This is a genomic window from Niveispirillum lacus, from assembly GCF_002251795.1.
Classification (GTDB): Bacteria; Pseudomonadota; Alphaproteobacteria; order Azospirillales; family Azospirillaceae; genus Niveispirillum; species Niveispirillum lacus.
This window is the reverse complement of sequence record NZ_NOXU01000032.1, coordinates 91,221-104,636: the sequence shown is the minus strand read 5'-3', so window position 1 is coordinate 104,636 and position 13,416 is coordinate 91,221. Positions and strand designations below refer to the sequence as shown.

Below are 13,416 nucleotides of genomic sequence, written 5' to 3'. Positions count from 1 at the left end.
GGCGGCGACTGAGGGACATGCAGAAGGGAACAATGATGGACGCTGCGATCACGCCGGAAGAGGCCGAGCGCCACAAGGCCAAGATGCAGAAGCGCAAGGAACTGATGGATCGGCGTGTTGCCGAACGGCAGAGTGAGAAGGGTTTGCTGATGGTCCATACGGGGCCGGGCAAGGGTAAGTCCACGGCGGCGCTGGGCCTGATGATGCGCGCGGCCGGCCATGGTTTCCGTGTCGGCTTCATCCAGTTTATCAAGGGCACCTGGGCCACGGGTGAACAGGTGGCGCTGGAACGGTTCGATGACCTGATCGACCATCATGTGATGGGCGAGGGCTTCACCTGGGAAACCCAGGACAAGGAACGCGACATCCAGGCCGCAGGCCGGGCCTGGGACCAGGCCCGCGCCATGATGCAGGATCAGCGCTATCGTCTGATCGTGCTGGATGAGATGAATATTGCCCTGCGTTATGGCTATCTGAATGTGGAGGAGGTGGTGGCGACGCTGGTGTCGCGCCGGCCCGATCTGCATGTGCTGGTCACAGGCCGCAATGCCAGCCCGCTGCTGGTGGACGCTGCCGATCTGGTGACGGAGTTCCAGCAGGTGAAGCACCCGTTTAATGCCGGCATCAAGGCCCAGGCCGGGATCGAATTCTGATGGCGACGGTGCCCCGCGCCCTGATGATCCAGGGGACCGGATCGGATGTCGGCAAGTCGCTGCTGGTGGCGGCGCTGGCCCGCGCCTTTGCCAACCGGGGCCTGTCGGTGCGGCCGTTCAAGCCGCAGAATATGTCCAACAATGCTGCCGTCACCGCCGACGGGGGAGAGATCGGGCGGGCACAGGCGCTGCAGGCCCGCGCCGCGCGGGTGGCGCCGTCGGTCCATATGAATCCGGTCCTGCTGAAACCGCAGAGCGATACGGGTGCGCAGGTGGTGGTGCAGGGCCGCATGATGGGCACCGCCGAGGCGTCGGAATATCAGCAGCGTAAAGGCACGCTGCTCACCGCCGTTCTGGACAGTTTCGCCCGGTTGGGGGAGGGGGCAGACCTGATCCTGGTCGAAGGGGCGGGCAGTCCCGCAGAGACCAACCTGCGGGCCCGCGACATTGCCAATATGGGCTTCGCGCTGGCCGCCGATGTGCCTGTCATCCTGGCCGGCGATATCGACCGGGGCGGGGTGATCGCCAGCCTCGTGGGCACGCATACGGTCCTGGACCATGCCGACCGCGCCGCGATCAAGGGCTTTATCATCAACAAGTTCCGGGGCGACATCCGGCTGTTTGATGATGGTCTGTTGGACATTGCGCGCCGCACCGGCTGGACCAGCTTCGGCGTGCTGCCCTTCCTGGCTGCCGCCGCACGGCTACCGGCGGAGGATGCGGTGGTGCTGGACCAGTGGCGAGCGGGATCGGGCCGGCACCTGCGCATCGCGGTCCCCATGCTATCGCGCATCGCCAATTTTGATGATTTCGACCCGCTGCGGCTGGAGCCGTCGGTGTCGGTCACCATGGTGCCGCCGGGCCGGCCGCTGCCGCTGGATGCCGACCTGATCATCCTGCCGGGCAGCAAGGCCACCATTGCCGATCTGGCTTTTTTCCGGGCGCAAGGCTGGGACGTGGACCTGCATGCCCATATCCGGCGCGGCGGGCGGGTTTTGGGCATCTGCGGGGGCTATCAGATGCTGGGCCGGACCATCGCCGACCCCGGCGGGATCGAGGGGCCGGCGGGCCAGGTACCTGGCCTTGGCTGGCTGGCGGTGGAAACGGTTCTGACGGGATCGAAGGTGCTACGGCCGGTCACGGGTATTGGTGCGCGGGGGGAGGGGGCCTTTACCGGCTATGAGATGCATGTTGGCGTGACGACGGGGCCGGGCCGAGACCACCCGCTGCTGCGCATTGATGGTGCAGGGCCGGAGGGCGCCGTGTCCGCCGATGGCCGCATCGCCGGCTGCTACGTGCATGGGCTGTTTTCCAGCGACGGGTTCCGGGCCGGGTTCCTGTCCGGCTTCGGGGCGGGGTCGGGCCTGTCCTATGAAACGGCGGTGGATGCGGCCCTGGATGAATGTGCGGCGGCGGTGGAGCGGCACCTGGATCTGGACGGGCTGCTGGCTGTGGCGGGGTAGGTCAGGTCGCGCCGGAGGCTCGTCCTGACCTACGGTTGGATCGCAAGGGGATATGATGCCCGCCGGAACCAGATCATCCCAGCAGCACCCACCCCACCGCCAGCAGCCACAGCAGCGCCAGCGCGCGGCGGTAAAGCCGCAAACCCGCGTCAATATCCGCCGCCGTTGCCGCCGCCCTTCCATCGCCCATCCAATGGTCGTCCACGACATGCCCGGCATAGCGGCGGGGACCGGCCAGACGCAGGCCCAGCGCGCCGGCCATGGCGGCCTCCGGCCAGCCGGCATTGGGGCTGCGATGTTTGCCGGCATCCCGCCAAACAGCCGTGAGCGCCGCCCCCGCACGGCGGCCAGCGGCGAGTGCCAGCAGCAGGGCAGTCAGGCGCGATGCAGGCAGGTTGACCAGATCATCCAGACGCGCGGCGGCCCAGCCAAACGCCTCATGCCGGGGTGTCCGGTGGCCAATCATGCTGTCGGCGGTATTGATGGCCTTATAGGCCAGGATGCCGGGAAGGCCACCAACGCCCAGCCAGAAGGCCGGTGCCGTCACCCCGTCGGAGAAATTCTCTGCCAGGCTTTCGATGGCGGCCCGCGTCACCCCCGCCTCATCCAGGCTGTCCGGATCGCGGCCCACAATATGGGCAACGGCAGCCCGCCCGCCGGCCAGCCCGTCTTCCTGCAGGCCAATCGAAACGGCCTTCACGAACCGATACAGGCTGCGCTGGGCCAGCAGGGTGGCAGCCAGCAGCGCCAGGGGTACCCAGCCCCAAGGCAGGGACAGCAGCCAGACCTGCAGCGCAGCCCCGATCCCGACCGCCCCGCCGACCAGGATCAGCACCGCCACCATACCGCCCAATCGTCGTTGCCAGCCCGGCCCCCGGTTCAAGGTGCGGTCCAGGGCGGCAATCACCGTCCCGATCCAGACAACCGGATGCCGGATGATGCGGAACACCGTGTCCGGATAGCCCAGCAAGGCCTCCAGAACCAGCGCACAGATCAGCAAAGGTGGGAAAATCTCCATGATGGAACAAGGTGATAGCATGGATGGCAGCACCGTGCAGCCCCATGGCGGCGATCTGGGGGTGATGTCTGCCCTGTTCCCCGATGCATTCCGGCCCTGGATCGACCTGTCCACGGGTATCAATCCCTGGCCCTATCCGCTGCCCGCGCTGGACCCGGCGCTTTGGGCCCGTCTGCCCTCTGCGTCGGATGCGGCGGCATTGCAGCGGGCGGCCATGGCGGCCTATGGCGTGGCCGACCCGGACGCGATCCTGGCGGCTCCGGGGTCGCAGGTGCTGATCAACGGCCTGCCTTTCCTGCGGCCACCGGGTGATGATATTGCCATTGTCGGCCCTACCTATGGTGAACACCAACCGGCCTGGGCGCGGGCCGGGCACCGGGTGCGGATGATCACCGACCTGCCCGACCCGGCCGGGCCGCTGCCCGATGTGCTGCTGCTGGTCAATCCCAACAATCCCGACGGGCGCACCCATGATCCGGCCCGGCTTCTGCCCCTGCTTGAGGCGTTGGCGTGTCGGGGAGGATGGATGCTGGTGGATGAAGCCTTCTGTGACCTGCGGCCTGACCTGTCACTGGCGGCGCTGGCCGGGCGGCGGGGGTTGCTGGTGTTGCGCTCCTTCGGGAAGTTTTATGGTCTTGGCGGACTGCGACTGGGCTTCCTGCTGGCGCCGCCAGACCTTGTCCGGGCAGTGTCGGGCCGGTTCGGGCCGTGGGCTGTGTCGGGGCCAGCGCTGGTGGTGGGGGCGACGGCCCTTTCTGACCAGGGCTGGCAAAAGGCCATGCGCCGCCGGCTGGCACAGGCCATGGCTCGGTCCTTGAGTCTATATCAAAAGGCAGGGGTGGAGCTTATCGGCGGCACTGATCTTTATGCGCTGATCCGGACCCGGATAGAACGCGATCTGTACCGTGAATTGGGACAGGCCGGGCTATTGGCACGATCATTTCGTGACCGGCCCGGTCTGTTACGCCTGGGCCTGCCCCCCGATTCTGTGGCGATGGATCGCCTAACCAAGGTTCTAATACCCTGAAATTGCATGGATCCGCGGGGGAAATATGCAGAATCGGGGATGTTTTGACATGTTTTGATAAAAAATCATCTTGTTAATCGACCGTTAAGCATGCGGCGCTAACGGCCCTTTACAGAACTGGCCCCATCCCTATCATCAAAATCGGCTTAGTGCTTATTGCCTAAGCCGACAGCATGGTCATGAACGCGGGGAACGCCAATGGCGGTGGCAGTTGCGGAGCCGACAGCACAGGAAGCGAGCCTGACGGCCATGCGGCTGATGGGGACAGGCCGGCTGCGTGATGCACTTGAGGTGTTGGACGCGGCGCTGCGCCGCTTCCCTGCCGATGTCTCCTTATGGTTGAACCTAGCCGTTGCCCACCGGGCCAGCGGGGATTTGCCGGCAGCGATGCTGGCGCTGGACGGGGCGTTGCGGGCCGATCCGCGCAGTTTTCTGGCGCTGCTGATGCGGGCTCATATTCTGGAGACGCAAGGCCACAAGCGGCAGGCAGCCCAGGCCTATGGCGTGGCGCTGACCCAATATTCACCGACCGGTCATTATGACGAACCGACCCGCCGGGCCATCGCCCGCGCTCAGCACCTGCATGCGGAGTATATGTCGGAACTGGAAGGCAGTCTGCGCGGGTCGGTGGCAGCACTGGGCAGTCCGCGCGGATCAGCGGAAACACGGCGCATCGACCGGATGATTGATCATCTGATGGGGCGTCGGAAGGTCTATACCCAGCAGCCGACCCATTTCCACCTGCCGGGCCTGCCCTCCATCGAGTTTTTCGAGCGGGAGGAATTCCCCTGGCTGGCGCGGTTGGAGGGGGCGACCCGCGATATCCAGCGTGAACTGGCCGGCATGCTGGACAATCCCGAACCATCCTCGGCTGTACCTTATATCCAGTATCCGGACTGGGCCCCGCTGGACCAGTGGAAACCCCTGAATAATTCCCCGCGGTGGAGTGCCATCCATTTGCTGGAGAAGGGTATCCCCGTTCCGGCCAACGCCGACCGTTGTCCTGTGACCATGTCCGTCCTGGCCGACATGCCGCAGCCGCGCGTGCCCAACCGGTCGCCGGTGGCGATGTTCTCGCTGTTGAAGCCGCGCACCCGCATCCCCCCGCATCATGGGGTCGCCAATACCCGGCTGGTCGTGCATTTGCCGCTGGTGGTGCCGCCGGGATGCGGTTTCCGGGTGGGATCGGAGACCCGGGAATGGAAGGTCGGTCAGGCCTGGATATTCGATGATACGATTGAGCATGAAGCCTGGAATGACAGTGACGAATTGCGGGTCGTCTTGATCTTTGACATCTGGCATCCCCATCTCTCAGCGGTTGAACGGGAAGCCTATGCCCGGATCATGGCCAGCATGGACGCGGTGACAGGCGAGGTTGCCAATAGCGGCATCTAAGCGCATCGGCATGCCTCCTGGCTGATCGATATGGCGGCGTGCGGGGCCGTTGCCTGTTGGGCTCCCCCTTTCCGGTCGGTGGGGATGATCTATCTCCCTCTGCCATGCAGACGATCCATTTCCCCCCGACACGTGCCGCCGGTCTTGACCGGCTGACCCGTTTTACCCCCCGCATGGGCCGGACCTATGCCGCCGGCCGTAACAGCGATCCCGGTCCCGGCAAACGCACGGCTGTGTCCGAGCTTTCCCCCTATGTCCGTCACCGGCTGCTCACCGAGGCGGAACTGATCCGTGCCGCCGTCGCCACACATGGCGCAGCGGGGGCGGAGAAGTTCATCCAGGAAGTGTTCTGGCGCACCTATTGGAAGGGCTGGCTGGAGATGCGGCCCGCTATCCATGATCGCTACCGGGCCGGACTGTCCGCAGCGATGACCGCGATGCAGCATGATCGGTCGCTGGCGCGGCGGGTGGAACGGGCCTGCGAGGGCCGATCCGGCATTGACGGCTTTGATGACTGGGCGCGCGAACTGGTGGAGACGGGGTACCTTCACAATCACGCCCGTATGTGGTTCGCCAGCATCTGGATATTTACCCTGCGGTTGCCCTGGGAACTGGGGGCAGATTTTTTCTATCGCCATCTGCTGGATGCTGATCCGGCCAGCAACACCTTGTCCTGGCGCTGGGTGGCCGGTTTGCAGACACGGGGCAAGACCTATCTGGCCCGGCGCGACAATATCCGTGACCATAGCTATGGTCGGTTTGACCCAGAAGGGCTGAGTGGCGTGGCACTGGCCCTGGACGAACCGCCGCCACCCCCGCCGCTTGCCCTGCTGCCGCTGCCGGCACCCGACCGGCGGGCGCCCACGGGTCTGCTGCTGCATGGTGATGATGTGGCCGGCATCGGTCTGGCGGTTGCGGCTGATATCCAGGCGCTGGCGGGTCTGGTGATCGAGGATGGGCGTGTGGCGGCCGCACAGGCCTGGACGGCGGCGGCGCTGGACAACGGAATGACTGAGGCTGGCCGGTCGCAGGGCCTGACCGGGACCACCCTGTCCGTCGGGGAGGTGGTGGCATGGGCACGACAGAACAGACTGACCCAGATCGTTACACCAGAGGCACCGGTGGGTCCTGTGCGTGCGGCGTTAACAGCGCTGACCCCGGTGCTGTCGCAGGCAGGGGTCCGGCTGGTGCCGGTGCGTCGGCCTTATGATGCGTTGTGCTGGCCGCTGGCGACCAAAGGTTTTTTTGCCTTCAAGGAACGTATCCCTGACCTGTTGCCGCAGGTGATCCAGGACGGATCGCCGGGCTCATCATGAGGATACGGTTTTGCAGCCTTAGCGTTTGTGCTGGTCGCGGTGACGGCCCTGTCGTTGCAGCCAGACAAACAGGCTGAACAGACCGGCCGCACCCAGGACAGCGGCAAGAATGGCGCCGCGCCCGGCGGTGGGCAGCGGCGCCAGGGTTTCGGTGGTGTGGAAGGTGGCATAGGTCAGGGCACCCATCCCCAGCATGGCCCCGATCAGCAGCACAATGAAGGCGCGCAACGACCCCTCCTCTCCAGCAAGACTTCGCACCAAGGCACCCGCCGCCGCACCGAATGCAGCGCCCGCACCCGCGCGGTTCCGTCCCCCCTGATCTTATCACGCCCTTGGCGTTTGCGGCACGGATTGCGGCGGCATCCGGCCGGCGACGGGATCGCTGTCAGTGGCTGCGGGCAGGATCAGGCGCAGGGCACGGTCAGGTCCGCGGCCATGTGGTTGCCATTGCCGGGGATAACCCAGCGATACTTCTTCGAACCGCACACCGTCGCGCCAATGCGTGGCGGGCACATGCAGATGTCCGTGGATGCAGGCGATGGCGTTGAAACGCCGATGCCAGTCGTTGGTTGCGGTTGTCCCGCACCAGGGGCTGAAACGCGGGATACGGCGAAGGGTGACCAGATCGGCCCGCAGCGGATAATGGTTGATCAGCACGGTCCCCATGCCCGGCGGCCGTTCGATGTCCAACCGGGCGGCCGTCCAGGCCACTCGTGCCGCACACCATTCCTGGCGGGTGGTGTAGGGGGTCGGTGACAGCCGTGTCTCGTCAGCGCTGCGCAGCCGCCTTTCCCATGCCCAGTCCAGAACGCGGTCCAGCGGTACATCATCGGGGCGAAACGAATAATCAAAGCCCAGAAACATCGGCACCAAGAGGGCCGGGCCGCCGGGGCCCTGCCAAAGAGGGTAGGGATCTTCCGGTGTCACCACCCCATGGCGCTGGGCAATGGTTACCATAGCCCGATATTTCGCCTCGCCCGATAATGTCCCGTTGGGTGTCTTGACCGTCCAGAGTTCGTGATTGCCAGGAACCCAGATCAGACGGGCGAAGCGCTGGCGGAGCATGGTGAATGCGGCGGCCAGGTCCGCGGGCTGCTCGGCAAGATCACCGGCGAGGATCAGCCAATCCGGCCCGTGGTTGGGTAAGGCCTCCACTGCCTGACGGTTGCCAGCCAGGGACAGATGCAGATCGCTGATCGCCCATAGCCGCGCAGAACAAGGCTCTGCTCCGTTTGCAACCGTAAGCCGCATGGTGGTTTTCGTCCGGAAATGCTAATCTACATCCCTAGTGTGAGACGGGAGAAGAGTTTGGGCAACGCTGCATGGCCAACACACGGCTGGATGCCGGCCATGCGTCGGTTCTTTCAACGTGCCTTTTGCGTTTTCTATGCATTATCGCTGTTTTTCATCCTGGCAATTGTCGCCAAAGCGGATGAACGGCCGGCGCCTTCCTACTGGGACATGCAGGCTGCGGTACTGTATGAGCGGATCGGACGCGGTGCCGGGTTGCCCAGCGATATCGTCACGGCCATTGCCCAGGACCGTGCCGGCTTCATCTGGGTTGGTACGCCAGTCGGCCTGACGCGGTTCGACGGGTACCGGTTCCGGGTGTTCCAGCCAGACAGCCGTGACCCCAGTTCCCTGCCTGACGGCTATATCAACGCCCTGCATGTGGACCGGCGCGGACGCCTGTGGGTTGGGACCAATAATGGCGGAGTGGCAAGGTTCATTCCGGAAACGGAAAGTTTCGCCCAATACCCGGCCGGGCCGGGCGGGCTCGCCCATCCCACGGCTTACCGGTTTCAAGAAGATGGGCAGGGCAATATCTGGGTCGCGCTGCGATCCGGCCTCGCCCGGCTGGATGCCGATACCGGCGCGGCTGAGAATTTCCGGACCCAGGACGGGCAGGAGGGTGGGCTGCCCGGCAATGTCGTTCTGGACCTGTTGTTTGATGCATCGGGCATGCTGTGGGTAGCCACAGACCAGGGGTTGGCCATTCGCCGACCGGGCGAACGCCAGTTTCAGCCCGTCCAGGAGGTTGTGCCACTACCATCGCTGCAGCCCGATACACCCATCTCGGCCCTGTATCGTGATGCACAGGGCCGGGTTTGGATCGGTACGCGCGCTGGCATTGTCATCTGCTATGACCCGACATCCGGTATCGCCCGGTCCTTTGACATGGCCCTGGCCGAGGGCCGTATTGCTGACCGTCCCCATGTGCGCGCCTTTCAGGACCTTCAGTCAGACGGGACTGTGCGCGACCGGATATGGGTGGCAACCGATCCTGGCGGCCTGATTGAGCTGGATGTCAGGACCGGCGCTGTCCGGTCGATCCATCATGACCCGGCGATCCTGTCCAGCATCAGCAGTGACGCGACGCGGTCGATGCTGCGGGACCGGTCAGGCCTGATCTGGGTGGCGACCTGGGGGGGTGGGTTGAATGTCCACAACCCTGCCAACCAGGGCGTGCTGTCGGTCTTCTCCTCGCCGTCGAAGCCGGGCAGTCCCAGTGAACCGCAGGTGCGGTCGGTAATGCCGGCGCGTGACGGCAAGGTGTGGCTGGGATTTGAGACCAGAGGGATCGACATCATTGACCCGGTCACCGGTGCGCGTGAACGACTGTTCCCCGGACAAGGCAAAGCGTTAGGGCTGCCGCGGGCCAATGTCCTGTCGATGGCGGAGGAGGGTGCTGACACTGTCTGGATTGGCACGCAGCTTGGTCTGGCCCGGTATAGCCGGGCGACAGGTCAGGTTACAGCCGTTGACTTGCCAGGGTCCGTCGCCGGCCTGCCCATCCATGCCATCCTGGTGCGTCAGGGGGAATTGTGGCTGGCCAGCGAAGGGTTGATCCGCTTCAATCCCCAAAGCGGGTCAATCACCCAGTTCCGGCATGATCCGGACGATGAGGCCACCTTGGCCGATGACCGGATACGGGTCCTTGCAACCACGACGGATGGGCGCATCTGGGCCGGAACCCATCGCGGCTTGCATCTGGTCGATCCGGTCAGCGGACATGTCAAGCGTATCCAGAACCGGTCCTGGGATTGGTCGTCGCTGGCCCATAACTACATTACCGGCCTGCTGCATGACCAGCAGGGACGGCTGTGGGTCGGGACGCTGGGGGGCGGGGTCAGTGTCCTGACCAGCGATCTGTCCGATGAACGCTATCGCTTTGTCACCCTGTCGCAGCGCCATGGATTGCCGGGCGACAGTGTACAATCGATGGTGATGGATGCGCTTGGACAGATCTGGGTCAGCACTGAAGATGGTCTGGCGCGCATCAACCCTGAAAGCCGGGCGGTCACCGCCATCGGCTGGGATGACGGGTTGGGTGTACGTGGTACCTGGATCGGGTCAGCGACACGGCTGCTCAGTGGCGAGTTGTTGTTTGGCGGCCGCGAGGGATTGACCGTGGTGCGGCCCGATGCGTTGCAGCAATGGGCGTTTCAGCCACCGCTGGTGCTGACTGATATCCGCATTGACAATGAACCGGTACCGGCCGCAGCCCTGAACCTGACGCCCGCCCCCACAGAAATGCCAGCAGGGGCCGCCAAGGCCCGGCCGTTTCTCGCCGCCGCCATCACGCTGCCGCCGGCAGCACAAACATTGACGGTGGGTTTCGCTGCGCTTGATTATGCCGGGCCTGCAAGTTTGCGTTACAGCTACAGCCTGGAGGGGTTTGATAAGGGTTGGACGGACGTGGATGCCATGGGTCGGCTGGCCACCTACACCAACCTGCCACCCGGCACCTACACACTGCGCCTGCGGGCCACCAACAAAGAAGGGGTCTGGGGGGCCGCCGACCGGACCGTGACGGTCCATGTGATGCCGGCCTGGTATCAGACCGGGCTGGCGCGGGTCGGCGCAGTGCTGATGGTGCTGGCCCTTCTAGGGTTGGTGGTGCAGGCACGGACCGCGGCCCTGCGTCGACAGCGCCATTGGCTGGAACAGTTGGTGGCGCAGCGGACGGAAGATCTGGTCAATGCCAATGCCGAACTGGAGCGTCTGGCCAGCACCGATGGCTTGACCGGACTGCTGAACCGGCGCCGTTTTGATGAAATGGCCCTGGCGGAAATTGACCGCGCCCAGCGATATTGCCGGCCTTTTTCTCTGCTTCTGGTGGATCTGGACCATTTCAAGCAGGTGAATGACAATTTCGGCCATAATGCCGGGGACGCCGTTCTGCGCAGCGCGGCGCAGCGGGTGATGGAGTCCGTCCGTACCACGGATGTCGTGGCCCGATATGGTGGTGAGGAACTGTCAGTGCTGCTGCCTGAAACCGATGAGGCCGAAGCCTTGGTTGTTGCCGAGCGTATCCGGCAGATGATCGCCGCCCGCCCGGTGGACCATGAGGGGCGAGAGATCATCCTCACGGCCAGTGTCGGGGGGGCCGAATACCGGCCGGCGGATGACAGCGTTGCCCGACTGATCGGCCGTGCTGATGCCGCGCTGTACAGTGCAAAACAGGCCGGTCGCAACCGGGTCAGGTTCAGCGGTCAACAAGAAGAAGAAGCGACGCCGGCGCCGCCACAGGCAGCCGCACAATGACCTGCGGGACGGGTCAATAGTGTTTTTCTGACGGATCAATTATAATATAATAATGGAAATATATCCCCGCCCATGCTATGTCCAGGGGGCTCGGCGCCGCCTTGGCTGCGTGGTGCCGGTGTTTCAGGGGAGATTGAGGAATGGCCAAGGATCAGGTCGCGCAGGGCCAGGGGGCCCGCCGCCTGCGGTCGCAGGAATGGTTCAACAACCCGGCCAATGCCGACATGACGGCGCTGTATCTGGAGCGCTATCTGAATTTCGGGTTGAGCCGCGAGGAACTGCAATCGGGTAAGCCCATCATTGGCATCGCCCAATCCGGTTCCGATCTCAGCCCCTGCAACCGCCACCATATGGTGCTGGCCGAGCGTGTCCGGGAAGGCATCCGGACGGCCGGCGGCATCGCCATCGAATTTCCCGTCCACCCCATCCAGGAGACGGGCAAACGGCCGACGGCAGGGTTGGACCGCAATCTGGCTTATCTGGGGCTGGTGGAACTGCTGTACGGGTATCCGCTGGATGGGGTGGTGCTGACCATCGGTTGCGACAAGACCACGCCGGCCATGCTGATGGCTGCCGCCACCGTCAATATCCCCGCCATTGCCCTGTCGGTTGGCCCCATGCTGAATGGCTGGCACAAGGGGGAGCGCACAGGCTCGGGCACAATTGTCTGGAAAGCCCGACAGATGATGGCGGCTGGCGAGATCGACTATAAGGGCTTTATTGATCTTGTGGCATCGTCCGCCCCGTCCACCGGCTACTGCAACACCATGGGCACGGCGACAACGATGAATTCCCTGGCGGAAGTGCTGGGCATGCAGTTGCCGGGCTCCGCCGCCATTCCCGCACCCTATCGGGAGCGGCAGCAAGTGGCCTATGAGACGGGCAAACGTATCGTCGGCATGGTGGAAGAAGATCTGAAACCGTCCGACATCATGACGCGCGATGCCTTCCTCAATGCTATTGTCGTGAATTCCGCCATCGGCGGGTCCACCAACGCGCCCATCCACCTGGTTGCGATCGCCCGGCATGTGGGGGTGGACCTGACGCTGGACGACTGGCAGACCCATGGCCACAAAATCCCGTTGCTGGTCAATCTGCAGCCAGCCGGTGAGTATCTGGGCGAAGATTATCACCATGCCGGTGGTGTGCCGGCCGTGGTCAACCAACTGATGCAGCAAGGGCTGATCCGCGAAGGGGCGATGACCGCCAATGGACGCACCATCGGGGAGAATTGCCGCGGCAAGGCCATCGAGATGCCGGAGGTGATCCGCACCTTCGACAATCCGCTGAAGCCGGAGGCCGGTTTCATCGTGCTGCGCGGCAGCCTGTTTGATAATGCCATCGTCAAGACCAGTGTGATCAGCCCGGAATTCCGGGACCGCTTCCTCTCCAACCCCGACGATCCGGACGCGTTCGAGGGCCGGGCAATCGTCTTCGACGGGCCGGAGGATTATCACCACCGCATTGATGATCCGGCGCTGGATATCGGGAAGACCGATATTCTGGTGATGCGCGGCACCGGTCCCATCGGTTATCCCGGCGCAGCGGAAGTGGTGAATATGCGTCCACCTGCCTATCTGATCAAACAGGGGATCACGGTCCTGCCCTGTATCGGTGACGGGCGTCAGTCGGGTACATCGGGGTCACCGTCGATCCTGAACGCCTCGCCCGAGGCAGCGGCCGGCGGGAATCTGGCCATTCTGCGCACCGGCGACCGACTGCGCGTCGATCTGAAGCGGGGGCGGGCCGATATCCTGATTGCACCGGCAGAGATTGATGCGCGCCGCCGCGCTTTGGAAACGGCCGGCGGCTATGTCTATCCACCATCGCAGACGCCCTGGCAGGAAATCCAGCGCCGTATGGTCGGGCAACTGGGCGATGGTGCGGTACTGGAACCCGCCGTGCAGTTCCAACGTATCGCGGAAACCTACGGTGTGCCTCGGGATAACCACTGACCCGGACCGCCGCGACGTCCTGCTTGACAGGCCCGATGACA

At 64.4% G+C, this 13,416-nt stretch carries 10 protein-coding genes; 7 read left to right on the top strand and 3 right to left on the bottom strand.

All coding sequences use genetic code 11. The annotated features are described in order from the left end of the window. Positions 1–32: 32 nt before the first annotated feature. Positions 33–653, top strand: coding sequence for a cob(I)yrinic acid a,c-diamide adenosyltransferase (gene cobO, locus CHU95_RS19815; protein WP_245838430.1), 621 nt, complete (start codon positions 33–35; stop codon positions 651–653). Further along, on the top strand, positions 653–2,116 hold the full coding sequence (locus tag CHU95_RS19810; protein WP_094458083.1) for a cobyric acid synthase: 1,464 nt from the start codon (positions 653–655) through the stop codon (positions 2,114–2,116). The genes cobO and CHU95_RS19810 overlap by 1 nt, the downstream gene beginning before the upstream one ends. Before the next feature lie 73 nt (positions 2,117–2,189). Here the strand turns inward: CHU95_RS19810 and cbiB are convergent, their stop codons facing one another. Then, positions 2,190–3,155 carry an adenosylcobinamide-phosphate synthase CbiB gene (gene cbiB / locus CHU95_RS19805; protein ID WP_245838429.1) on the bottom strand — a complete coding sequence of 322 codons (966 nt, stop codon included), beginning with the start codon at positions 3,153–3,155 and terminating at the stop codon, positions 2,190–2,192. Here cbiB and cobD point away from each other — a divergent pair. The 3 genes from cobD (at position 3,154) to CHU95_RS19790 (ending at position 6,872) form a co-directional block, all read left to right on the top strand. After that, the gene (gene cobD / locus CHU95_RS19800; protein ID WP_094458569.1) at positions 3,154–4,161 is read left to right on the top strand and encodes a threonine-phosphate decarboxylase CobD; all 1,008 of its coding nucleotides are present in this window, start codon (positions 3,154–3,156) and stop codon (positions 4,159–4,161) included. The two genes, cbiB and cobD, sit on opposite strands and share 2 nt — an antisense overlap. 198 nt (positions 4,162–4,359) lie before the next feature. Beyond that, on the top strand, positions 4,360–5,556 hold the full coding sequence (locus CHU95_RS19795) for an aspartyl/asparaginyl beta-hydroxylase domain-containing protein (protein ID WP_094458081.1): 1,197 nt from the start codon (positions 4,360–4,362) through the stop codon (positions 5,554–5,556). A gap of 56 nt (positions 5,557–5,612) precedes the next feature. Then, on the top strand, positions 5,613–6,872 hold the full coding sequence (locus tag CHU95_RS19790) for an FAD-binding domain-containing protein (protein WP_245838427.1): 1,260 nt from the start codon (positions 5,613–5,615) through the stop codon (positions 6,870–6,872). A gap of 18 nt (positions 6,873–6,890) precedes the next feature. Here the strand turns inward: CHU95_RS19790 and CHU95_RS19785 are convergent, their stop codons facing one another. Continuing rightward, positions 6,891–7,130: a hypothetical protein gene (locus CHU95_RS19785; protein ID WP_133065583.1), complete on the bottom strand. Its 240-nt coding sequence runs from the start codon at positions 7,128–7,130 to the stop codon at positions 6,891–6,893. Between the two features lie 66 nt (positions 7,131–7,196). After that, positions 7,197–8,123, bottom strand: a complete 927-nt coding sequence (locus CHU95_RS19780; RefSeq protein ID WP_094458078.1) for a metallophosphoesterase family protein — start codon at positions 8,121–8,123, stop codon at positions 7,197–7,199. A gap of 99 nt (positions 8,124–8,222) precedes the next feature. Between CHU95_RS19780 and CHU95_RS19775 the strand changes: the two genes are divergently transcribed. Together CHU95_RS19775 and CHU95_RS19770 are read left to right on the top strand one after the other, a co-directional pair. Further along, positions 8,223–11,420, top strand: a complete 3,198-nt coding sequence (locus tag CHU95_RS19775) for a ligand-binding sensor domain-containing diguanylate cyclase (RefSeq protein ID WP_165772274.1) — start codon at positions 8,223–8,225, stop codon at positions 11,418–11,420. Positions 11,421–11,560: 140 nt separating this feature from the next. Further along, entirely contained in the window at positions 11,561–13,375 is a 1,815-nt protein-coding gene (locus tag CHU95_RS19770; protein ID WP_094458076.1) for an IlvD/Edd family dehydratase, read from the top strand. The last annotated feature ends 41 nt before the right edge of the window (positions 13,376–13,416 follow it).